General features: G+C 64.3%; 19 protein-coding genes and 2 pseudogenes. 15 read left to right on the top strand and 6 right to left on the bottom strand.

Annotated elements, in window-relative coordinates:
* Nucleotides 1–68 precede the first annotated feature (68 nt).
* Both ACNKFW_RS22490 and ACNKFW_RS22485 read left to right on the top strand, forming a co-directional pair.
* Complete coding sequence (locus ACNKFW_RS22490; protein ID WP_123130467.1) at nt 69–935, top strand: hypothetical protein; 867 nt, start codon at nt 69–71, stop codon at nt 933–935.
* Entirely contained in the window at nt 929–1,948 is a 1,020-nt protein-coding gene (locus ACNKFW_RS22485) for a hypothetical protein (protein WP_418025973.1), read from the top strand. Before ACNKFW_RS22490 ends, ACNKFW_RS22485 begins: the two co-directional genes overlap by 7 nt.
* Nucleotides 1,949–2,384: 436 nt before the next feature.
* Here ACNKFW_RS22485 and ACNKFW_RS22480 read toward each other — a convergent pair whose 3' ends face one another.
* Complete coding sequence (locus ACNKFW_RS22480) at nt 2,385–4,673, bottom strand: type I restriction endonuclease subunit R (RefSeq protein WP_259676992.1); 2,289 nt, start codon at nt 4,671–4,673, stop codon at nt 2,385–2,387.
* A 206-nt stretch (nt 4,674–4,879) separates the two neighbouring features.
* Nucleotides 4,880–5,803, bottom strand: a complete 924-nt coding sequence (locus tag ACNKFW_RS22475) for a LysR substrate-binding domain-containing protein (RefSeq protein ID WP_123130465.1) — start codon at nt 5,801–5,803, stop codon at nt 4,880–4,882.
* 133 nt (nt 5,804–5,936) lie between these two features.
* Here ACNKFW_RS22475 and ACNKFW_RS22470 point away from each other — a divergent pair, with 133 nt between their 5' ends.
* From ACNKFW_RS22470 to ACNKFW_RS22420, 11 genes and pseudogenes are all read left to right on the top strand, one after another.
* Nucleotides 5,937–6,581 carry an RraA family protein gene (locus ACNKFW_RS22470; protein ID WP_116171231.1) on the top strand — a complete coding sequence of 215 codons (645 nt, stop codon included), beginning with the start codon at nt 5,937–5,939 and terminating at the stop codon, nt 6,579–6,581.
* A gap of 5 nt (nt 6,582–6,586) precedes the next feature.
* On the top strand, nt 6,587–7,639 hold the full coding sequence (locus ACNKFW_RS22465) for an Ldh family oxidoreductase (RefSeq protein ID WP_116171232.1): 1,053 nt from the start codon (nt 6,587–6,589) through the stop codon (nt 7,637–7,639).
* Nucleotides 7,640–7,650: 11 nt separating this feature from the next.
* Nucleotides 7,651–8,805 (top strand): iron-containing alcohol dehydrogenase, encoded by a 1,155-nt coding sequence (locus ACNKFW_RS22460; RefSeq protein WP_123130464.1) that lies wholly within the window; start codon nt 7,651–7,653, stop codon nt 8,803–8,805.
* A 22-nt stretch (nt 8,806–8,827) separates the two neighbouring features.
* Complete coding sequence (locus tag ACNKFW_RS22455) at nt 8,828–10,306, top strand: aldehyde dehydrogenase family protein (protein WP_116171234.1); 1,479 nt, start codon at nt 8,828–8,830, stop codon at nt 10,304–10,306.
* Nucleotides 10,307–10,329: 23 nt separating this feature from the next.
* Complete coding sequence (locus ACNKFW_RS22450) at nt 10,330–11,319, top strand: TRAP transporter substrate-binding protein (RefSeq protein WP_148044833.1); 990 nt, start codon at nt 10,330–10,332, stop codon at nt 11,317–11,319.
* 25 nt (nt 11,320–11,344) lie between these two features.
* On the top strand, nt 11,345–11,899 hold the full coding sequence (locus tag ACNKFW_RS22445) for a TRAP transporter small permease (RefSeq protein WP_116171236.1): 555 nt from the start codon (nt 11,345–11,347) through the stop codon (nt 11,897–11,899).
* Nucleotides 11,900–11,909: 10 nt separating this feature from the next.
* Nucleotides 11,910–13,211, top strand: a complete 1,302-nt coding sequence (locus tag ACNKFW_RS22440) for a TRAP transporter large permease (protein ID WP_116171237.1) — start codon at nt 11,910–11,912, stop codon at nt 13,209–13,211.
* A 31-nt stretch (nt 13,212–13,242) separates the two neighbouring features.
* Nucleotides 13,243–14,055, top strand: a complete 813-nt coding sequence (locus tag ACNKFW_RS22435) for a class II aldolase/adducin family protein (protein WP_123130462.1) — start codon at nt 13,243–13,245, stop codon at nt 14,053–14,055.
* A 42-nt stretch (nt 14,056–14,097) separates the two neighbouring features.
* Entirely contained in the window at nt 14,098–15,534 is a 1,437-nt protein-coding gene (locus ACNKFW_RS22430; RefSeq protein WP_048600084.1) for an NAD(P)-dependent oxidoreductase, read from the top strand.
* A gap of 3 nt (nt 15,535–15,537) precedes the next feature.
* Complete coding sequence (locus tag ACNKFW_RS22425) at nt 15,538–16,791, top strand: glycerate kinase type-2 family protein (protein WP_116171239.1); 1,254 nt, start codon at nt 15,538–15,540, stop codon at nt 16,789–16,791.
* Between the two features lie 182 nt (nt 16,792–16,973).
* A pseudogene (locus tag ACNKFW_RS22420) lies at nt 16,974–17,981 on the top strand (ISL3 family transposase); the annotation flags it as partial.
* Between the two features lie 39 nt (nt 17,982–18,020).
* Here the strand turns inward: ACNKFW_RS22420 and ACNKFW_RS22415 are convergent.
* From ACNKFW_RS22415 to tnpA, 4 genes are read right to left on the bottom strand one after another with little or no spacing between them, the layout of a single operon-like run.
* Complete coding sequence (locus ACNKFW_RS22415; protein ID WP_418024716.1) at nt 18,021–18,623, bottom strand: plasmid pRiA4b ORF-3 family protein; 603 nt, start codon at nt 18,621–18,623, stop codon at nt 18,021–18,023.
* Nucleotides 18,620–20,272: an IS66 family transposase gene (gene tnpC / locus ACNKFW_RS22410; protein ID WP_418025969.1), complete on the bottom strand. Its 1,653-nt coding sequence runs from the start codon at nt 20,270–20,272 to the stop codon at nt 18,620–18,622. Before tnpC ends, ACNKFW_RS22415 begins: the two co-directional genes overlap by 4 nt.
* Nucleotides 20,273–20,330: 58 nt before the next feature.
* Nucleotides 20,331–20,681, bottom strand: coding sequence for an IS66 family insertion sequence element accessory protein TnpB (gene tnpB, locus ACNKFW_RS22405; RefSeq protein ID WP_112312267.1), 351 nt, complete (start codon nt 20,679–20,681; stop codon nt 20,331–20,333).
* Nucleotides 20,678–21,088 carry an IS66-like element accessory protein TnpA gene (tnpA, locus tag ACNKFW_RS22400; protein ID WP_120441954.1) on the bottom strand — a complete coding sequence of 137 codons (411 nt, stop codon included), beginning with the start codon at nt 21,086–21,088 and terminating at the stop codon, nt 20,678–20,680. The genes tnpB and tnpA overlap by 4 nt, the downstream gene beginning before the upstream one ends.
* A gap of 62 nt (nt 21,089–21,150) precedes the next feature.
* Between tnpA and ACNKFW_RS22395 the strand changes: the two are divergent.
* Nucleotides 21,151–21,765: pseudogene (locus ACNKFW_RS22395) on the top strand (transposase); the annotation flags it as partial.
* Between the two features lie 302 nt (nt 21,766–22,067).
* Nucleotides 22,068–22,490: a nucleoside diphosphate kinase regulator gene (gene rnk / locus ACNKFW_RS22390; RefSeq protein WP_418025967.1), complete on the top strand. Its 423-nt coding sequence runs from the start codon at nt 22,068–22,070 to the stop codon at nt 22,488–22,490.
* Nucleotides 22,491–22,574: the final 84 nt, after the last annotated feature.

Genomic DNA, 22,574 nt, shown 5'->3' with positions numbered 1-22,574 from the left:
CACTAGGGGTTGACTCCGGCCCCGAATCTGGTGGACCATTGGTTGGTTCAGCAGATTCGGAGTTAGCTATGGCGAGATCCTCTCCCAACGAAGAGTTCCTGATCACCGACCCGGAGAAGCAACCGGGCGTCGTTCTTGAGGTGGAGGCGGGTGCACGCCCGATACAACTCCTCGAACCCTATTCCGCCGACCACGACGTGCACTGCGCCTTTTGCCCGCAGAAGCAGTTGCACCGGCACGGCTACCTCGCGTTGCTCGAAGACGGTCGCCGCGCGCTGTGCGGCAATGTCTGCGCTGAGGAATACTTCGACAAGGCAACGGTCAGTTCGCTGGATCGGAAGCGGGATCAGTTGGCCGGTGCGCGGCTCAAGCGGCAGCAGGCCGCGGCGATCATCGGTAGGGCGGCGAACCTCCTGCCGATCATCGACGCCGACATTGCTCCGAACGAGTGGGAGGCCGAGGCCGCGATGGCAGGCCTCGGCCACTACATCCCGAAGGCCGTCAGGGAGCAGATCGTCGGTAGCGACGTTCAAGGCGTCGCCTACCTCGGCCAGCCTTGCCGCGCCTTCGGTGATGCGCGGGGCGGCATCGCCTGCATAGTCGGCCAAGCCGATGGCGTCACGGAACGCGAAGCGGAGAAGCTGATGGAGAAGCGCGCCGCCGTAATCGAGCGCATCGAGCATGGCACCCGATACCTGCACGAGGCGGTGGCGTTCTTCCGGCCCGACAACCTACAGCGCTTCCGGGTCTGGGTGCTCGCGAACCCAAGCCTGCACAACATTCGCGGCATCCACATCACGAAGCGGCACATGACGATCACAGTGCAGGTCGGTACGGATTGGATGGGCGAGCCACAGACCAACCGCTATCAACTCGATCTGCCTGAGATCGAAGCGCCGGACCTTGGCGAGATTATGGAGACGCTCGGTTGGTAGAGGCGTATGGCGGTGCGGAGAAGCAATCGGAACAGCAGGTGGTAATGACGGCTGACGCTCATGAGAATTTGCGCGCGGATGCGTCGGACAACCTGCCCGAACCTGTCGAAGCCCGACCGCAGCAGATGCAGGCTGCTGATCCGGTGCGAGTGCCATTGTATCGGCGTGACCTCAAACCTACCAACCTCGTCCTGTCAGCGGACGACCTCAAAGAGTTCTGCGAACTGCTCGCCGAGGTGAACGAAAAGGCGAAGGAAATCGAGTATAGCAGGCTCGATCTCGCCACATTCGACAGTCCGCAGCAGGCAAGGGCGCGCGTGAACGAGTTGATGCCCATCGAGTACAACTATGTCGCGGGCAATGGTGACTCTATGCAGGGCCTCGGCATTCCGAAGACAGATGAAAGGGCCTTCCCGGACGATTTGCAGTCGCTGTTCGCGTCAAACGCCGCTTTTGCTGAGCGGGCGATCAATCTCCGGCCTTTAAATACCGTCGAAGTGTTCCTCGGCTTCGAAAGGCCATCTTTGAAGATCGACCTGCAAACATTGCCATCCAATCCGACTGAGAACCGCAGCGTGATCAATGTCGCGGGGCGGGATGAGGATTGGGTGATCTCGACTGCGCAGAAGATCGACGACTTCTTCAAGAAACGGAAGGCAGCGCGCCCGATCATTCACGGGTCTGGCACATACGACTATTTCATCTACCTGCTGTTTCTGCCCGCCGCGATCTGGCTGTTCTATAAGCGGGGGGCATGGGTCGCGGAATGGCTGAGTAACCAATCTGTGTTCCTCAATGTCGTTCTTGGCGTCTATGCGATCCTGTTAACCCTGCTGCTGGCTCGGTTCGTCTTCCAGTACGTTCGGTGGCTCTTCCCGCCGATGGAATACTACAAGCGCAGCCGGTGGGGTGCGTTCATCCATCGAGGTATCGCAGCTGCTGTGGGTTCAGCGGTGGTCCTCGGAGCGGCATACGACTTGATTAAAGCGGCCGCGCTGTCCCTGTTGGGTTAGGCTCTCGCTCTTTCCGAGGCTCAGCCTAGGCCATCCGGTCGCCCGTTTCTCGTTGTAGTCCTAGAACAGAATTCGTTCTTCTGACGAGAGGTCGTCGCTCAGCGCGCCATTCGCAGCACGTCTTTCGCAATCAGCCGCTGCAACGCCTTGCCGTAGGCGGGCAACGACGCGCCATCGTGAATGTCCACATTCTTCCTTAAATACGAAGTGTTTCGCACTTGCAGCGCACTTCAGCTTTCCGCCCTGCGGGTCGATCCGGGTGCGATGTTGTGCTTCGTCGTGCGGCACCTGCAAACGGCAACTGGGTCCCGTATTGATACAATCATGGCTAGATCTTGCTGCGGCACCAACTGAGCGTCGGCTTCTGGGGGTGCGGTCACGCAACATGGGTCGAGGCCGACCGTCCGGTAAGGGCCGAGCTTTGCCTTTTCTCGCATCATGCCACCCGCTCGCGCAGTGCCTCGTAAAGCCGCCCCGGCCCCATCAGTGCCGCCTTCAGCCCATCCTGGATCGTCTGTGACTCCAATGCCTGACGACTCATCGCCGAATGTGCGTCCAAGGCGTCGATGACAGCATCCATGATTGCCGCTTTCAGCAACGGCGAGTTGTCGAACTGCTCCTTTTGGTTGCTGCCAGCCTGCTGGGAAAGCGTTTCGTTTTCTACCAGCTTGCCCTTGATCGCCATGGCATAAGAAAGCTGGTCGTTGTCCGTCACGCCGGTGAACAGATCGTTCATCCTGGCAAGGATCTCGGACAGCAGAGCCTTTTCCTTGTCTTGCACTTCCGCCGAGCCGGATTCGCTCATGGGCTTCAGCTTTTCAGCCGCGCTGCCCAAAGTCAGGTCCGCCTTGTCCTTCGCTGTCAGCTTGTGGTGCGTCAGCTCCACCTTGCTCAGGTCCACACCGTCCCGCTCGCGGCCGAAATCCAGCAGCGGGATAAGGCGACGGTAGAAAATGCTGCGCGCCTCGATGGCGGTCGAACCATAGTCGAAGATCTGCGACAGGAAGGCATAAAGCCGCAGGAAGGCGCCCATGTTGGCCTTGAACACGGTCAGGACATCCTGCGTCTGTTTGGCGGCAAGCGCCGCTCGGTCATCGCCAGCGGCACGGGCCGCGATCTCGGCATCCTTCGCCGCGCGGAAGGATTTCAGCAGTCGATCCGCCACCGGCTCGATGGCGGCGGACAGACTGGCGTGGTTCGCTCTGGGGTCCAGCTCCGCCCGAACCACGCGATCCACCTCGAAATCGTCATAATAGCCAAGCGCATCCAGCTTTGCCCGCAGGTATAGCACCTGATCCGGATCGGTCACCGCCTCCAGTTCCGCCGTCTCGTAATAGGTGCGGAAGGCGGTCAGGATGTCCTCGGCGCTGTTGGCGAAATCGAGGATATAGGTCGTATCCTTGGTGATCCCACCCGAGGACCACGCCCGGTTCAACCGCGACAGCGTCTGCACCGCCTGGATGCCCGCCAGCCGGCGATCGACATACATGCCGCACAAAAGCGGCTGGTCAAAGCCGGTCTGGAACTTGTTGGCGACGATCAGGACGTGGAACTCCGGCCCCTTGAAGCTCTCGCGAATATCACCGCGCAAGCCGGGGTTCAGCACCTTCGACGATTCGGCAAACGGCTCGGGGCCGCTGTCGGGGTCATTCACCTCGCCGGAAAAGGCAACCAGCGTGCCAAGGCCATAACCTTTTCCCTTGATGTATTTCTGCATGGTGATCTGCCAGCGGACAGCCTCCTTGCGGCTTTCCACCACCACCATCGCCTTGGCGCGCCCACCCAGCAGCGGCATCACCATTGAGCGGTAATGCTCGACCACGATCGCCACCTTCTGCGCGATGTTCCAGGGATGCAGCTTCACCCATTGCATCAGCGCCTTTTGCGCCGTGCTGCGCTCGACCTCGCGGTCGTCCATTTCCGCGCCGCCGTTTGCCAGTTTGAAGACCAACGCATAGGGGGTGTAGTTCTTCAGCACGTCGAGGATGAAGCCCTCCTCGATGGCCTGCCGCATCGAATAGACGTGGAACGGTTCGGGCAGGTTGCCCGGTCCGGCGGGCGCATCGACATCCGGGCGGCGGCCGAACAACTCCATCGTCTTGGCCTTGGGGGTTGCGGTGAAGGCGATGAAGCTGATCCCCGAAGATCCCGCCTTTGCCGCCATGTTCGCGGCCAGCACGTCCTCGGCGCTGATCTCGCCGCCATCCTGCAATTCGGCCAGTTCCTCAGCTGACAGCACCTGCTTCAGCTTCGACGCCGCCTCACCGGTCTGGCTGGAATGGGCTTCATCGGCGATCACCGCGAACCGCTTGCCGCTGGTCGCCGCCAGATCCTGCACCGCCTTCAGCGCAAAGGGAAAGGTCTGGATCGTGCAGACGACGATCTTCTTGCCGCCCGCCAACGCCTCGGCAAGCTGGCCGCTCTTGGCCCCGGCCTCGTTGGTGATCGTCGCCACCACGCCGGTGGTGCGTTCAAAGGCAAAGATCGCCTCCTGCAACTGCGTGTCGATCACGTTGCGGTCCGAGACCACGACGACCGAGGAAAAAATCTTCTCGTCCCGCTCGTCATGCAGATCGGCCAGCAGATGCGCGGTCCAAGCGATGGAGTTGGTCTTGCCTGACCCCGCCGAATGCTGGATCAGGTATTTCCCGCCCGGCCCTTCCTCCAGCACGCCCGCCCGCAGCTTGCGGGTCGCGTCAAGCTGATGAAAACGCGGAAAAATCATGCCAGTCAGCTGCTTTTTCGCATCCCGCATCCCGACCATGTACCGGCCGAGAATCTCAAGCCAGCTTTCGCGCGCCCAGATTTCTTCCCACAGATAGGCGGTGCGATGGCCGGCCGGGTTGACCGGATTGCCCGCCGCCCCGTGATCGTGGCGATGACGTTGGTGGTTGCCGGAAAGCTACCCATGGTCGCGACTACAATCTGATATCACCTCCGCAGTCGAGTTATCGCCTGCTCGGCCATGAACTCCTCGCCGACCGTCAGCGCGATGGCGCGAAAGGCGCGGAGCGACGGCATTTCGCGGCTCGTCCGCCAGGCCAACACGACGCTGACCGGCGGCGGGTCCTCCTGGATGCGCAGGAAGGCGACGCCGGAGACCTGCATGTTCTTGGCGGTCACCGGTACGATCGCGACCCCCATGCCGGCGCTGACGAGGCCCACGACGGTGTGCACTTGCGTCGCCGTCTGGATCGCCTGCGGGGTGAAGCCGGCCGCCTCGCACATCCTAAGGATCGAGGCGTTGAACAGCGGGCTGCTGGCGCGGGGAAAGAGAATGAACGGCTCGTTCGAAAGCCGCGCCAGCGGCGTGGACGCCGACGAGGCCAGCAGGTGATAGGCCGGCACCGCGACTACGAAATCCTCCTCCATGATCGACAGCGTCTCGATGCCCGGCGCATAGCGGGCCGGCCGCGTCAGTCCGACGTCGATATGATCGCGGGCGAGCGCCGTGGCCTGGTCGGCGATGCTCATCTCCCTGAGTTCCAGCTCCACGTCCGGGTAGAGATAGCGGAAACGCTGCAGCGTTCGCGGCAGGAGCCCGTAGGTCGAGGAATGGATGAAGCCGATGGTAAGCCGTCCGAGTTCGCCCTTGCCGGCGCGGCGCACATCCTGCTCCAACTGCTCGAGTTCGCGCAGGATGGAGCGGCTGCGCTCCAGCATCAGCGCGCCGGCGGCCGTCAGTTCCACCTTCCGCTGGGTGCGCACGAAGAGTGCGGCACCCGTCTGCTGCTCGATCTGCTGGATCTGCCGCGACAGCGCCGGCTGGGCGATGTGCAGGCGTGCCGCCGCCCGGCCGAAATGCAGTTCCTCGGCCACGGCCTGCACATAGCGCAACTGACGGATTTCGAGCATCGGCAATACCTCCAGGGCATCAATAGAAGGCTCATAATGTATTGGACGTCAATAGAAGGGCTGCCTACGATCCCCCACACGAACAAAAAACGCGACTGCGTTTCGGGAGGTTACATTGCTAGGATTTCGCGTAATGGAGGGCTTCGGTCGTCCGTCCAAGGAACTCGTCGAAAAATTTCGGACGATCCCCACCGCCATCGTCAGCGACAACATGCACCGCATCTTCGCCGGCGGCACGGGCCTGCGGCCCTTCCACGGTGATGCCGTGCTATGCGGCTCGGCGCTGACCGTGCGCACCCGCCCAGGCGACAATCTCATGGTCCACAAGGCGCTCGACATCGCCAGGCCGGGCGACGTGATCGTGGTCGACGCCAGCGGCGATCTCACCAACGCCATCATCGGCGAGATCATGCTCAACTACGCAATCACCCGCGGTGTCGCCGGCTTCGTCATCGACGGCGCGGTGCGCGATTCCGGCGCGATCGCAAAGAGCGGCCTGCCGGTCTATGCCCGTGGCGTCACCCATCGCGGCCCCTACAAGGACGGCCCCGGGGAGGTCGGCGTGCCGGTCACGGTCGGCGGCATGGTGGTCTCCTCCGGCGATATCGTGCTCGGCGACGAGGATGGCGTGCTCGCCGTTCCGCAGAGCCACGCGGAGGAGATCCTGGCGCTCGCGGTCGCCCAGCAGGCCCGCGAGACCGGCATCCTCGCCAGCATCGCCGATGGCACCGTCGACCGCACCTGGGTCGACCAGACGCTGCGCGCCAAGGGACTGTGAGCGCCATGGCCCACAGCGCCTCGAAACTCGTCGATTTTTCCACCAAGCTACTGACGGCGGCCGGTGCGCCGGACGCCGTGGCCCGTGCGGTCTCCGAAAGCCTTGTCGCGGCCGATTTGCGTGGCGTCAGTTCCCACGGCGTGGTGCGCCTCGGCGTCTACCTGAAGCGCATGGCCGAGGGCATGATCGATCCGAAGGCCGAACCTCAATTGGAGCGCGACGACGGGCCGGTCGGCCTGCTCGACGGCCGCAACAATTTCGGCGCCTATGTCGGCGCCCGCGGTCTCGACATCGCCATGGCCCGCGCCAAGACCCACGGCGCCTACATTCTCGGCGTCCGTCATTCCAACCACTTCGGTACCGGCGCGCACTACCTGCAGCAGGCGGTCTCGCAGGGGCTGGCGATGATCGTCATGTCCAACGCGTCCCAGACGATGCCGCCGACAGGGGGTGTGCGGCCCTTCATGGGAACGAACCCGATCGCCTTCGGTTTTCCGACCGGCACCGACGTCCCCTTCATCCTCGACATGGCGACGAGCCTCGTCGCCCGCGGCAAGATCATCGTCGCGGCCAGCAAGGGCGAGGCGATCCCGCTCGGCTGGGCTGTCGATAAGGACGGCAATCCGACGACCGACGCCCATGCCGCTCTCGACGGCGCTGTGTTGCCGCTCGGGGGCGCGAAGGGTTCGGGCCTCGCCATGGCGATCGACATCCTGTGCGGCGTGCTGACCGGCGCGGGCTTCGGCCCCTCGGTGAACAACATGTACGACAACTGGGAAGAGCCCCAGAACGTCGGTCACATGTTCATCGTGCTCGACATTGCGCGCTGGATGCCGCTCGAAACCTTCATGGCCCGCCTCGATGATTACATCCGCCTTCTGAAGCTGGAGCCCCGGGCGGGCGGCGTCGAAGAAATCTTCTACGCGGGCGAGATTGAAAGCCGGCTAGAGGCCAGCCGCCTCCGCGACGGCATCACGCTGCCGGCCAAGGTCGAGGACGAACTCAACGCCCTCGGCGCGGCCTACGGCCTTTCGCTCAACGAACTTCCATTGTCCTGAAAGAACGAACCATGCGTGCATTCTCCTACCACATCCCGACGCAGATCGAATTCGGCAATGGCGCGATCGCCCGGCTGCCGGAGTTCGTCAAGGCCCTCGGCGGCTCGCGCGTGCTGGTCGTCGGCGACCCCGGCGTGCAGCGCGTCGGCCTTATCGATCGCGTCCAGGCGATCCTCACCGGCGCCTCGATCTTCAACGCGGTCTACGCCGACGTCGAAAGCGATCCTGCCACCCGCTCCGTTGACGAGGGCACCGTCCACGGCAAGGCGAACGGTTGCGACCTCGTGGTCGGCATCGGCGGCGGCAGCGCGCTGGACACCGCAAAGGCGATCGGCCTGATGCTGGTCAACGACGGCAACATCAAGGATTATGTCGGCATCGGCAAGGTGCCGAGGGCAGGCGCGCCGGTGATCGCCGTACCCACCACGGCCGGTACGGGCAGCGAACTCACCATCTGGTCCGTGCTGTCCGACAAGGTCGCGAAGGCAAAGATCAGCGTCGGCAGTGCGCTGAACTGCCCGGCGATTGCGCTTCTCGATCCGGAACTGACGCTTTCGCTGCCGCCGCAGATCACCGCCGCCACCGGCATGGACGCGCTGACCCACGCGCTGGAGTCCTACGTCAATACCGCGACGCAGCCGATCTCGGAGGCGATGTCCGACCAGGCGATGACGCTAATCGCAAGGAGCCTAAGCAAGGCGGTCGCCGACGGCTCCGACGTCGAGGCGCGTGGCGACATGCTGCTCGCCAGCACCATCGCGGCCATGGCCTTCAACAGCACGCGCCTTGGCTTGGTACACGCCTTCGCCATGCCTCTTGGCGCGAAGTTCGGCATTCCCCACGGCCTGGTCAATGCGATCATGCTGCCGGAGGTGATGCGCTTCAACCATCTCGCCAACCCCCGCAAGTTCGCCCGCATAGCAGAGATCTTCGGCGAGAAAACCGCCGGTCTTTCGGTTGAGGAGGCTGCCGCGCTCTCCGTCTCGGCCATCGAGAAGCTGAAGCTCGATGTTGGCATCACCGCAAAGCTCAGCAATTTCGGCGTCACGGAAGGCCGCTTCGACGAGATCGTCGATGAGGCGATGCTGTCCGGCAACGTGCCGGTCAATCCGCGCCAGCCGACCAAAGACGACATGAAGGCCCTGCTTAGGGCCGAGCTGGTCTGAGCGGCCGGGGAGGAGAATGACGATGTCCGACATGTTGAACTGGCTCGCCGGAGCCGTTGGCGGAACCTACGGAAACTTCATCGGCGGCGAATGGAAGCCTGCCGGCGACAAGACGTCCCAGATCTTCAACCCCGCAGATCGCGACCAGTCCCTCGGCCGTTTCGCCGACAGCGGCGCGGCCGAAGTGGACGAGGCGGTCGTCGCGGCCCACAAGGCATGGCTCTCATGGCGGCAGGTGCCGGGCCCGGATCGCGGCGCGATCCTGTTCCGCGCCGCCGACCTTCTGGAGCAGCGAATCGACGAGCTCGCCTTCATCCTCGCCGCCGAGCAGGGCAAGGTGCTGACGGAGGCGCGCGGCGAAGTCGGCCGCGCCGCCAAGGAGCTGCGCTTTTCCGCCGGCGAGGCGAGCCGTATCGACGGTGACGTGCTGCCCAGCGAAAAGCGCAACGGCTTCGCCATGACGCTGCGAGAGCCGATCGGGGTCGTCGCCGCCATCGGGCCGTGGAACTTCCCGGTCGTCACCCCGGTGCGCAAGATCGGCCCGGCGCTTGCCTTCGGCTGCAGCGTCGTCCTGAAATCGTCGAACCTGACCCCCTGGTCCGCCGTCAAGCTCATGGACGTGTTCCGTGACGCCGGCGTTCCGGCAGGCGTCGTCAGCCTCGTGCTGGGTTCCGGCCGCGCGGTCGGCGAGGCGCTGATCCGCCACCCGCTGGTGCGCGGCGTATCCTTCACCGGTTCCACCGGAACTGGCGTCGCGATCAACGCGGAGGCCGGCCGCCGTCTGGTTCGCACACAGCTGGAGCTCGGCGGGAAGAACCCCGCCGTCGTCCTCGACTACGACAGTGCTGCGACCATCGCCAGGCAGATCGCCGGCGCCGCCTTCGCCTGTTCGGGCCAGCGCTGCACGGCGCTGAGCCGCATCGTCGTGCTGGAGAAGGACGCCCGCGAGATCACCGAAGCGCTTGAAGCAGAAATGGCGGCAATCAAGGTCGGCCCTGCCTGGCAGGCCGGCGCCACGATGGGTCCGCTGATCACCGCCCAGCACAAGGCCTCCGTCATGGGGCATATCGCCAATGCACGGGAGGATGGTGCGACGCTCGCGCTCGGCGGCACGTCTATGGAGGACGGCGACTTCGCCAGGGGTCATTTCGTCGCGCCGACGCTGTTCACCGGCGTCGCCAAGACCTCGCGGCTCGCGTTGGAGGAGGTCTTCGGCCCGGTGCTTGCCGTGATTCCGGTCGGCTCGATCGATGAGGCGATCGAGGTGGCCAACAGCGTCGAATACGGGCTGGCGGCCTCTGTCTACACCAACGACGTCAACCTCTCGCTGCGGTTCGCCCGCGAGAGCCAGTCCGGCATGGTTCACGTCAATCACGGAACGGCCAGCGAGGCGCACATGCCCTTCGGTGGCGTTAAGGCGTCCGGCTTCGGCGCCTATTCCATCGGCCATTCCAACCAGGAGTTCTTCACGACCGTCAAGGCCGTCTATTTCCAAAGCTAGTGTTCAATCGGGAGGAGACCAACATGAACATGAAACTGAAAACGGCAGCCCTGCTGGCTGCCGTGGCTCTCTTTGCCACCAGTGCATCTGCAGAAACAGTCCTTCGACTCGGCCATGTCTGGCCGGAATCGGAAATCCACGCGGCGGCGGCGAAGCAGTTCGCCGACGACGTCGCGGCCGCCACGAACGGCGAGGTTAAGATCGAGATCCACGGCAACAGCACGCTCGGCAGCGACCGCGAACTGCTCGAAGGCATCAAGTTCTCGTCCAACGACATCTGGGTCGGCGGCGCCGGCGTGCTGTCCACGGCGTCCGAGGCCGCCCGTATCTTCACGCTGCCCTTCATGATCCGCGACGTGAACCATTACAACGCCGTCTATGGCGGCCCGGTCGGCGGCGAGATCACCAAGCGCATCCGTGACGAATCCGGTTACGAGGTCGTCGCCTACTGGCTGCGCGGCCCGCGCTGGCTGACGACGAAGGTCCCGGTGGAAAAGCCGGAAGATCTTTCCGGCCTGAAGATCCGCGTTCCCGACAGCCCAGTCACCGTGCAGTCCTGGAACCAACTTGGCGCCTCCGCGACACCAATGAACTTCGGCGAGGTATTCAACGCCCTCCAGCAGGGCGTCATCGATGGGCAGGAAAACCCGTTGTCGCTGATCCTCTCTTCAAAGTTCTCGGAAGTCGTGAAGTACCTCGTGCGCACCGAGCACGCCTACGAGCCGGTGGTGGTCGTCATGGATGCCGGCCGCCTCGCCGCTATGCCGGAAGACCAGCGCAAGGCAATCGTCGATGCCGCCAACGGCGTCGCCAAGGCCTATGCCTCGGACGAGGTGCAGAAGGGCGAGCAAACCTTCGTCAAGCAGCTTCAGGATGCCGGCATGACGCTGATCGAGCCGGACAAGAAGCCTTTCCAGGAGCGTGTCGGCACGGATTTTGTCCACAAGACGTTCGCCCCCGTCGCCGATCTCTACGACAGCGTAGCCGCTGTCGAGGCCCCGAACGGGCAGTAAGCCCGCGTAACCGAAAGATGCTTCGATGAAACCCTCGTCCAACGAGGCCGTTGTCGGCCTTTCGACGAGCCAGCAAGATCATCGCCCGAAATGGGCGATGATCCGATGGCTCGACATGCTCAACGCCCTGGTCCTCAATTTCCTGGCGGGCATCCTGGGCCTTCTCGCCTGTCTCGGAATCGCCCAGGTCGTGGCGCGCTACGTGTTGAAATCGCCTTTTGGCTGGTCGGAGGAGTTCATCCGTTTCGCGCTCATCTGGTGCGTTTTCCTCGGCGCAGGCGTCGTGGTGCGCCGCGGCATGTTGGTCGCCGTCGAGGCGATCTTCATCGCTGTGCCCGCCTCCGTGGCGCGGATCATAAGCGTCTTCAGCGTCGTCATCAGCATCGTCTTCTGGGCAATCCTCGTCTACTACGGCTGGACCGTCAGCGGCATGGTCGGAACCCTGATGTCCGGCTCGCTCGAACTGCCGATGCGCTACGTCTACCTCGCCATTCCGGTCGGCGCGCTCCTCGCCCTCGTGAACACCATCGCTGTCGCCTTCGATCCGCCGCCGAGCGTGATCGTCCAGGCCGCAAGCTGAGAGAATCGCCATGTTTCCCGTCGCGCTCACCGCTTCCATGCTCGTCTTCTTCACCTGCGCGGTGCCGATCGCCGTCACGCTCGGCATGGTCTCGGCCATGGCCATGTACGGCTCCGGCATCCCGCTCCAGGCCATGATCCAGCGCATGTTCGCTGCGCTCGATTCCTTCCCGCTGACAGCCATTCCCTTCTTCATCCTCGCCGGCGCGCTGATGGAAGTGAGCGGCATCTCTACCCGCCTGGTCAATTTCGCCCAATCGCTCGTCGGCCGCGCCACCGGCGGCCTAGGCCTCGTCGCCGTGCTGTCGGCGATGTTCTTCGCCGCGATTTCCGGATCGAGCGCCGCGACGACGGCGGCGATCGGCGGCATCCTCATCCCGGCCATGGCGGCGCGTGGCTATTCGCGGCCCTTCGCCACTTCCGTACAGGCGTCCTCCGGGGAGCTCGGCGTCATTATCCCGCCCTCGATCCCGATGATCATCTTCGCGCTGACCGCCGGCGTGCCGGTCTCGATCGGCGATCTCTTCCTCGCTGGTATCCTTCCCGGCCTGCTGGTGGCCGGCGGCCTGATGCTGACCGTCTACCTCGTCAGCAAGCGCAAGGGCTATGGCAGGGCGAAACCCGGCGCGTCCGGCGACGGGCTCGGCCCGCAGCCCGGCGTGTGGGAAAGCTTCAAGGCGGCCATCCTGCCGCTCATGCTGCCCGTCCTCATCCTCGGCGGCATCTACGGCGGCGTCTTCACGCCGACCGAAGCCGCGGCGGCCGCCGTCTGCTTTGCGCTGATCATCGGTGTCGTCGTGTTCCGCACCATCACCGTTGAGAAGCTGGTGATGGCTCTGCGGTCGTCTCTGCTGAACACCGTCGTCATCTTGCTGATCATCTCGTCGGCCAGCGTCTTCGGCTGGGTGCTGACGGCAAACCGCATCCCGGAGCTGATCTCCCAGGTCTTCGTGTCGATCTCCGACAATCCGCTGGTCTTCCTGCTGTTGATCAACTTGCTGCTGCTTCTCGTGGGCATGTTCCTGGAGACGGGTGCCGCGATCACCGTGCTGGCCCCCATCCTGACGCCGGTGGCGCTGAAGATGGGCATCGACCCCATCCATTTCGGGATCCTCATGATCGTCAATCTCGCGGTCGGCATGACCACGCCGCCGGTCGGCGTCAATCTCTTCGTCGCCTGTCAGGTGGCGGGGCTGAGGATCGAGCACATCATCCGCAGCATGCTGCCCTTCTACCTGTCGCTGCTCATCTGTTTGGCGATCATCACCTATCTGCCGGGCCTCAGCCTCTGGCTTCCGCAACTGCTCAAGTAGTCGTCACGCCGACCAGCGAAGGAGGATTTCCATGCCGACCGCACAGCAGAAGAAATCGATCTACGAACCCGATCAGGAAGGCCTGCACTTCCCCCGCGAACCGGTCTTCCATACGCTGGCGGAGGAACGCCAGCACCGCCGCGAGCGGCTGGCCGCCGTCTGCCGGATCTTCGGCCGCTACAAGTTCGAGTACGGCTTCGCGGGTCACGTCACGGTGCGCGATCCCGAGCACCACGACCTGTTCTGGACCAACCCCTTCGGCATGAGTTTCTCGCGGGTGCGAGCCTCGGACCTCATCCTCGTCGATCATGCCGGCAAGGTTGTGGAGGGCACCTGGGCCGTCAATCGCGCCGGCTTCGTGCTGCATTCGGCGATCCACGAAGCGTATCCCGACATCGTGGCCTCCTGCCATGCCCACACCGTCAACGGCATGGCGTGGGCGGCTCTCGGGCGTCCGCTCGATCCGATCACCCAGACCGCCTGTGGCTTCTACGGTCATCAGGCGGTGATCACCGAGGAGGCCGGCGCCGTGGTGGTGGAGAAGGGGGCCGGCAACAGCGTCGCGAATGCCTTCGGCAACGCTAAGGTCGCCATCCACCAGAACCACGGGCTATTCAGCGTCGGGCGTCACAGCATCGACGAGGCCGCCTGGTGGTTCATTGCGCTGGAACGCGCCTGCGAAATCCAGCTGAAGGCGGAGGCGACCGGCTCGCCGCTGAAACTGGTCGCGCCGGAAAAGGCCGCCCATTCCGCCAAGCACCTTGCGACGCCCTTCATGGGGTGGCTACACTTTCAGCCCATTTACGACTGGATCATCCGGACCGATCCGGATCTGGTGAACTGAGCCTGACGCACCGCAGCGACCGGCCGAGAGGAAGACGAAACCATGTATGACACTGACGCCCGCCGGACCTACCGGATCCTCATCTGCGACCTGGTGGGCCTGCGGCCGGGGCCTGACGGCCGGCCGGACTGCTCCGAGGTGCGCAGACACGTCGAGCAGGCCTGCTGCACGTTCCACGATGGCGACGGCATCGTCGCTGCTGACATCGGCGGTGGCGGTATCCACTTCGTTTACCGGCCGGACCTGAACACCGCCGAAGACCTCGTCGCCGAAGCGGGTGATGGCCTGTACGACGCGGTGATCGCTGCGGCGACCGTCGTGCCGGCAGACACCGTTTTCCCCGAGGGCGGCGTTCGGATCGGGGCGGGCACGGGCAACATGCACTCCCGCTCCTGGGGCGGCGGATCGGGTGCCGGCGGCGCGGCGCCGCTGATGAACACGCCCGGCATCAACAGCCGCGCCACCGCGCAGATGGTGATGAAGGCGATCCTGCGCTTCCTGCCGGATCTGCCGTTCGACCTGCTGCACGAATGCTCCGTGTCCGGCCGTTTCGATACGGGCCGCGACCTCAAGGATTTCCCGACCGGGAAGCTGGAAGGCAGACGCATCGCCGTGCTCGGCTACGGCAATATCGGCCGCGAGGTCGCGCGCCTTGCTGATGCCTTCCGCATGCGGCCTGTGATCTATGCCCGCGAGCGGCATCGCCGCTGGATCGAAGCCGAAGGCTTCCGTTACGCGGCAACGCCCGTCGAGGCGTCCGCCGGCGCCGACATCGTTTCCGTCCATCTCGGCCTCGGCGCGGCCGATGCCACGACCGGGCGCTTCGCCAATGCCGGCCTTGTCGGCGATGCGATCTTCGATGCGGTCAGCCCCGGCGCGACGCTCGTCAATTTCGATCGCGGCGAACTGGTCGACGCCGCAGCCCTCGACACCGCGATGGGCGACGGCCGCATCCGTTTCGCCGCGATCGACGCCGACATCTTCAGAGACGCCGCGACCGGCGCGGTCTCCGGCCCACTCGCCCCCTATCTGCCGCTGGTGGAACGCCATGCCGGCCGCCTGCTGGTTCTGCCGCATGCGGTAGCCGACACCGACCATCCGTCGCGGGTGGCGGGCGCGAAACAGGCCGTAGACCAGATCCTCGAGGCGATCCGCTTCCGTCGCGTGGGCAATCTCAAGGGTGATCTCCCCGATGGCTATACCGCCGTGCCCGGCCGCGCGATCCACGGCATCGGCGGCGTTTCCGCCGGCACGTTGGCGGGCGTTGCCGAGGATGCGGACGTCGTGAAGCAATTCGCCGATATGGCCGGTCGACTCCATGATTTCTGGACGCGCCTTGCCGCCGCGGCAGATGCAGAAGAGCGGCAGGCACTCTGCGCGGCGATGGGCGACGGCGTGATGCTGGACGTCAATCGGCAGGCCGCCCTGATAGGCGCACTCGGCCTTCATGGCCCCTTCACCGGCAAACCGCGGGACTGAGCGATGGACAAGCCTTTCCTCGCCGCCCTCTTCGACGTAGCCGTCCAGGCGGCCGATCCCCTGACCGGCATCCGCGCCCACCTGCCGGAGCCGCCGCCGAGCGGCCGCACGGTCGTTATCGGGGCGGGCAAGGGCGCGGCACAGATGGCGGCGGCGCTGGAAACGCTCTGGCCCGGCCCACTTACCGGCATCGTCGTGACGCGCTACGGCTATGGCTGCGAGACGCGTGGCATCGAGGTGCTGGAGGCGGCGCACCCGGTTCCCGACGAGGCCGGGCTTGCAGCCGGCGCGCGGCTCCTCGATCTGGTTTCCGGCCTGACGGAAAACGATCTCCTCATCGCGCTGGTCTGCGGCGGCGGATCGGCGTTGCTGCCGGCGCCGCCCGAAGGGCTCACTCTCGCCGACGAGATCGCCGTCAACGAGGCGCTGCTCGCCTCCGGCGCGCCGATCTCGGCGATGAACATGGTGCGCAAGCACGTCTCGCGCATCAAGGGCGGGCGGCTCGCTGCCGCGACCCACGCCCGCGTCGTCAGCCTGCTGGTCTCCGACATTCCGGGCGACAATCCTGCCGCCATCGCATCCGGCCCGACGATCCCCGACGCCTCGACGCGTGCGGATGCGCTGGCGATCGTCGCGCAGTACCGCCTCGATCTGCCGGCCGCCGTCATGACGCATCTGAACGGGCCGGCGGCCGACGCACCGATGCCCGACGATCCGGTCTTCGCCCGACACGAGCATCACATCGTCGCCTCGGCGCGTGTTTCGCTGGAGGCTGCTGCGGACGAGGCACGGGGCCGCGGCGTCATGCCGGTGATCCTATCGGATGCGATGGAAGGCGAGGCGCGCGACGTGGCGCTCGTCCATGCCGCGATCGCCCGCGAGGTGCTGGCGCGCGGCCGCCCGTTTTCGCGACCGGCCGTGCTGCTTTCCGGCGGCGAGACGACGGTGACATTGCGGGGAAGGGGCGGGCGGGGCGGCCGAAACGGTGAATTCGCGCTCGCCATGGCGCTTGCCATCGACGGCCACGCCATCGAGGTTCTGGCGGCCGATACGGACGGCATCGACGGCTCCGAGGACAATGCCGGCGCTTTCGCCGACGGAACGACAGTGCGACGTCTGCGCGCCGCTGGAATCGATCCGCGCGAAATGTTGGATCGCAACGACAGCTATACCGCATTCTCCACCATCGGCGACTTCCATGTGACCGGACCAACCGGCACGAACGTCAATGATTTCCGCGCAATCCTTATTCGCTGACCTCGGGTAGGTCTATCTTTCGCGTAGAACGGCGTGGTCGAGCTGCTGCTGAGCAACTTCACGGGTTCTAGCGCGCGCGGCAAATAGCGGCGAGCGTCGGTGTCGCGTTGCCCCTAAATCGGCTCTGCCTCAATCTGTGTGGCGCACTATCCTGAGAACGGGAAGATTCAGGAGGGATAGTGATGATTTCAAGGAAGCACTGGTCGCCCGGGAGCGATGTTTCCGTTCAAAGCGTTGAGCGGCGCGATTCCGGCGGGTGGACTGTATCCGGCAGTCTGACACCAAACGGCATCTGCCCAGACTGTGGATTGCAATCGCGACGTCGTCACGGCTGGCGGCGTAGGCGGCTGCAGGATTATCCCGCCCATGGTGACGGGGTTACGGTAACCCTCTGGGTTTGCCGTTGGCGATGTTTGGCACCCGCCTGCCCGCGCCGGACTTTCTCGGACCAGATCGGCTCGATTGCGCGTCCTTTTGCGCGGCGCACTTCGCGTGTCGGGGAAATTGTCAGCCATCTTGGGCACGCGACCGGCGGGCGGCCTGCCGAGCGGCTCTTGCACCGCTTGGGCCTTGGGGTCAGTGATGACACGGTGCTTAGGGAGCTGAAGAACCGTGCTCAAGACACTGCCGAGCCGCCGACCGTCATCGGGATCGACGACTGGAGCTGGCGGAAGTCGCAGACCTACGGCACGATCATCGTCGATCTGGAGCGTCGCGCGGTCATCGATGTTCTCGAAGATCGTGATGTGGTCACCTGCACCGACTGGCTGAAACGACATCCCGAGGTGGAAGTGATCAGCAGAGATCGCTGCGGTCTCTACGCCCAGGCTGCCCGGCAAGGCGCGCCGCAAGCGGAACAGGTCGCCGACCGGTTTCATATCGTGCAGAACCTGCGGCAGGCTATCGAGGAGCAGATGAACCTTCACGGCCGTGCGACCGGCAGGGCGCTGCTGTCCGACGCCGACAATATCACCGCAGAGGGAAGCCTTCTGAAGTCCCGCCTTGCGCACAGGACGTCTCGGGAAGAGATTTTCACCACCATCCATGCGCTTCGAAATCAGGGGCTTACCTGCAGCGAGATTGGGCGGCGAACAGGGTTCCCTCGTCGCAGCATCGCGAAATGGCTGCAGTTCGAGACGCCGCCGGACCGCAGGCGGGCAGCTTTGAAGCCGACTTCGCCGTGGTACTTTGGTAACCATCCGGCGTAGGCCGCGGACGGGTGTCCGTGCTCAGGGAGTGGGCTTGGGTGCTTTGGGCTTGCCGGGCCGCGGGGACCATTTCTTCGCGAGTTGGTCAAAGCGTTCGACGATCCTGTCGATCCTGGCATCTTCGGGATCGAAGGATGCACCTGACCAGCCGACCATGTCGTCGTGCTGCTCGTGGTCCGGATCTGCGAGGGCTTCGAGGAATTCCTCGTAGCCCGGAGCACCGCCGACATCCTCGGGCGGGCAGGCCCCGCTGGCCTTCAGAAGCCTTGGATAGGTCACGCCCGGGCTGGCCTCGGTGACCCGCTCGATCCGGATGCTGTGGTCCCAGTCATCGCCGAAGTCGTAGACATACTGGAGCGTCCTGACGCCGGTATCCTCGAGCACCTTCTGCAGCGTCGCCTTCTTCGCGGGCATCGGGCCGTCGTAGAATCCGTCCGGACCGGGCACGCCCCAGCCGGCGCCACCGGCCCGGAATTCGTAGAGATGGCTGTCCGTCCAGCCCATCGCCGCCTGGACCACCTCATGCAGCCGGTCGAGCCTGATCTTCAGCGGCACCTCGATATGGCGCATCGGCTGAGGATCGACGTCGTTCAGAAGGATCCGGAGGCGGGCGATCAGGGTCATGCGGCCCTCCTTTGCGGTATTTGCGACCAGTTCCAGGGAAGAAGTTCCGGCAGGCGCGACAGGGGTATGTCCGGCAGCCGGGCAAGGACATCGGCCAGCCAGGCCTGCGGGTCGACGTCATTCATCCTGGCCGTGACGATCAGGGAGTACATGAAGGCGGCGCGGTCGCCACCGCGCGGAGATCCGGCGAAGAGCCAAGCCTTGCGGCCGAGGGCAATGCCGCGGAGGGCACGTTCGGCCGCATTGTTCGTCAGGCAGATGCGGCCATCATCGAGGAAGCAGGTGAAGGCGTCCCAGCGGCCGTCCTCCTCGAACATGTAGTTGATCGCCTTGGCGACGGGGTTGTGCTTCGACATTCGGGCGCGTTCGGTCCGCAACCAGTTGTGCAGATCCTGGACCATCGGGCGCACCAGCCGCTGACGGGCGTCATGGCGGGCCTCGGCGGTCAGGCCGGTGATCTCGCGCTCGGCATCGAAGATGGCGTCGAAGCGTTTGACGGCCTCCAGCGCGATGGGCGAGATCTCTACGGCCACCTTTTTGCCCTTGCGGGCTGTGGCTTTGATATCCGCCAGTTCGAAGAACTTGCGCCGGGCATGCGACCAGCACAGCGCGCTCAGCACCGGCGCGGGCCTGTGGCTGGCATGGTAGAGGTCGTTGTAACCGCCATAGGCATCGGCTTGCAGGGTGCCGGTCCAGCCCGCCAGATGACGGGTCGGGTGTTCTTTCCTGCGGTCGGTTGAGAAGTAATAGAGCGCTGCCGGCGGCGCCCCACCGGCAAAGGGCCGGTCATCCCGCAGATAGGTCCAGAGCCGGGCGGTTTGCGTGCCACCTTTGGCCAGCAGCGGCACGGTCGTGTCGTCAGCATGCAATCGCTCGGCGCCGAGGACATGGGCACGGATCAGATCGTGGAGCGGCTGCAGCGCCACGGCACAGGCCCCGACCTGATCGGCCAGGGTCGAGAGGCTGATCTCGACGCCCTCCTTCGCATAGCGCTCGGCCTGCCTGTTCAGGGGCTGATGCTGGCCAAACTTCTCGAACAGCACCATGGCCAGCAGGTTCGGGCCGGCCCAGCCCCGGGGTGTCGGGTGGAACGGCGCTGGCGGCTGGCTGATCTTCTCGCAGTCGCGGCAGGTGAACTTCTCGCGGACGGTTTGCACGACCTTCCACTGCCGCGGGATCACCTCCAGCGTCTCGGTGATGTCTTCGCCCATCTTCACGATGCGCGAGGACCCGCAGCAAGTGCAGGAAGTCGGCGCCTTAACCACGACGCGCTCGCGGGGCAAATGCCCGGGGAACGGCTTGCGGGCTGGGCGGCGGCGTTCGAAGGCCGCGACCATCGCCCTCGGGCCCGTCGCCTCGGCTTTGGCCCGGTCATCGGCAATGTCGGTCTCGATGTCTTCGAGCTGCATCTCCAGTTGCTCGATCAGCCGGGCATGGCGTTCGGCACCATGGCCATATTGCTCGCGGCGGAGTTTGGCGATCTGCAGTCGGAGGTGCCGGATCATGTCTTCAGAGGCCGAGACGATCGCCTGAACCTGGGTCAACTCCCCCTTGGCGGCGACCAAGGCGTCCTCTGCGGCAGATGCGCGAGCCTCTGCCGCGGCGAGTGCGGCGCGCAGAACAGCGATCTCCGAGGTGGTCTCCGACATGCCGAAGACCTATCACGAAACCCCGGAATAGTCCAATAAAACAAGGGTATTTTGGCTATCAACCCGCCGAGGCAGGCCGCTGCGTCCAGCGCGGATTGCGCCAGTCGATTCCTTCCAGAAGATAGCCGAGCTGCGCCGCCGAAACCGGAACGGCTGAGCCATTCTGGCTCACCGGCCAGATGAACTTCCCCGCCTCCAGCCGCTTCAGATACAGCGACATGCCGACCCCGTCGTGCCACAACACCTTGATCAGGTCACCCTTGCGCCCCCGGAAGCAGAAGATCTCGCCACCGTGCGGATCGCGACCCAGGCCCTGCTGGACCTTCAGCGCCAGGCTGTTCATCCCGCACCGCATGTCCGTCACCCCGCCTGCAATCCACACGCGCGCCCCCGCCGGAAAGGCGATCATGCGCTGTCCAGCACCGGAAGCAGCCGCGCCAGAATGACCGGGTCAATTCCCGCAGGAACCACGAGGTGCCGGCCATTCACCAGTGTGATCGCGACTGTGACGGCATCGGAGATCTCCAGCTCTGCCGCAGGTGATACCGATACAGGCACAGGTTCGGCAGCAATCATCACCGGCGCAAAGGTCAGGGCAGGCTCATTTCCGAGAAGGCCCTCGCGATAGTCCTTCCGCCAGCGCGTCAGCAACGCGCGAGAGATATCGTGACGCCGCGCCGTCAGCGCCACGCTGCGCGGGCGCGACAGGCTTTCCTCGACGATACGGATCTTCTCGGCAGCCGACCAGCGACGCCGCCGACCACTATCGGTCACCGAGAGAACCTCGACTTGGGAACTGAAGCTATGGGTGTCCATAGCTTCAGCCTCCTACATCCATCCCACCTTCAGCGTCAGACGGTCCTCACCGGGAGCTTACGTACTTTGAAGAGTTCCTGAGCCAAAGCTGGAAGGGCGGAATTCGAACTGGAAGCGCCCTGTTCCGTCTGATCCGAGAGCGTGGCTACGAGGGGAGCCCGACGCATTTGCAGCGGCTGCTGGCGGGGTGGCGCAGAGCCGAAAAGCAAGCGAAGGGCCCTGCCTTGGAGCACCAGATCCTGGAACCGGTCCGGGACCCGGAAACGGGGCACGCGATCTCCCCGGTCATCGCGGCAGCGCTGTGTATCAAACCCCGCGGAAAACTCACCCCGGATCAGGCGCGGAAAGTCGATGCGCTCAAGGCTGGCTCTCCCGCCTTCGCAACGATGCGCTGCCTCGTCATGCGGTTCAACGGTATCCTGCGTGGCCGCGAGGCAGACCCGCTCCCTGCATGGATCGACGACGCGATCGAAACCGACCTGGCGCCCATCGTGCGCTTCGCACGCACATTGAACCGGGATTTCGATGCGGTAAAAAACGCTATCGAGATGCCCTGGAGCAACGGCCAAGCAGAAGGTCAGATTAATCGTCTGAAGACCCTCAAACGCGCCATGTACGGCCGAGCCGGGCCAGAACTGTTGAGGGCAAGAATGCTGCCCCTCCGCCACACAGATTGAGGCAGAGCCCATTTAAGGGCTACGCGACAGCAATCGATGACGAGGAGCGACAGACGGGACGACTTTTCCATTACGACGAATTCGCCGAGGAAGACATCGGCATTCACGTCGGGTCTCTGTTGGGTGCAACCTTGATCGGCATGAAAGCTGACACTCGGGTTCCATTCCTTCAGGCGGACGGGACTTTCCGTCGCGCGCATCTACTCAGTGTCGACAGAATTCAAGCCTGAGACACTTCCAAAAGGCAAAACATTGGGCCTCTTGATATCCCCAAAAACATGACAACCGAGAAAGATACGAACATGACAAAGGTTTCAAACCCTGCATCAACGCGGCTACCAAAGATCCATCTGGACAAGACTCTGGTCGGCCGCCTCGAGGCGCTGGCTGCCTCCGTGATGAGGCGCTCCCCCGAGGTTGGCGAGCGCCTGATCGACGAGATCGCACGTGCGAAGCTGGTTGCTCCGAACAAGATGCGTGATGATGTCATAACGATTGGAAGTGTGGTGACCTACCGTGATCTGGACATGGCTCGCGAGCATACAGTGTCGGTGGTCTATCCCGAGAATGCCAACATCGAGGAAGGGCGGATCTCTGTCCTCACCCCGGTAGGTGTTGCCCTGCTTGGCCTCAGTCCGGGAGCGACGATCTCGTGGGTCACGCGGGATGACGAAACACGGCAACTGGAAGTTTTAGAGGTTCGGCCGCCATTGACCCATGATTGACCGCAGAGTGAGTCGCGAGCACGCGAGGCGCCGAGCCTCGCTTGCTCAAGGTAAGTGCTTCAGACGAAGTGGTCGCAGCCCCCG

The sequence above is a fragment of the Paracoccus sp. TD-10 genome, from assembly GCF_048270675.1.
Classification (GTDB): domain Bacteria; phylum Pseudomonadota; class Alphaproteobacteria; order Rhodobacterales; family Rhodobacteraceae; genus Paracoccus; species Paracoccus pantotrophus.
This window is presented reverse-complemented; position numbering and strand designations above follow the sequence as displayed.